Annotated in this window: 1 protein-coding gene; it reads left to right on the top strand. The window is 48.2% G+C overall.

Going from position 1 to position 309, the window contains the following annotated elements:
* The coding region (locus tag D7V20_RS19660) for a transposase domain-containing protein (RefSeq protein WP_031969995.1) at positions 1–280 on the top strand (280 nt) is incomplete at its 5' end.
* Positions 281–309 lie beyond the last annotated feature (29 nt).

Raw genomic sequence — 309 nt, 5'->3', positions numbered from 1 at the left:
TTTAAGCCGCTATCTGGATGATGGCAATCTACCTATTTGCAATAATTGGGTCGAGAATCAGATGCGTCCCTGGGCGTTGGGGCGCAAGAACTGGCTGTTTGCAGGTTCGCTGCGCAGTGGTCAGCGAGCGGCAAACATCATGACGTTAATCCAGTCAGCAAAGCTGAATGGCTTGGATCCGTATGCCTATTTAAGTGATGTGCTGAAAAGGCTGCCGACACATAAAGTGACCCAGATTGAAGAGTTACTGCCACACTGCTGGAAACCTAAATCGAATTAAAATTGGTATGGGATTCAGCGGACGCTTAC

Origin of the sequence: Acinetobacter rongchengensis (assembly GCF_003611475.1) — a bacterium.
In the GTDB taxonomy this organism is placed as follows: Bacteria; Pseudomonadota; Gammaproteobacteria; order Pseudomonadales; family Moraxellaceae; genus Acinetobacter; species Acinetobacter rongchengensis.
This window is presented reverse-complemented; position numbering and strand designations above follow the sequence as displayed.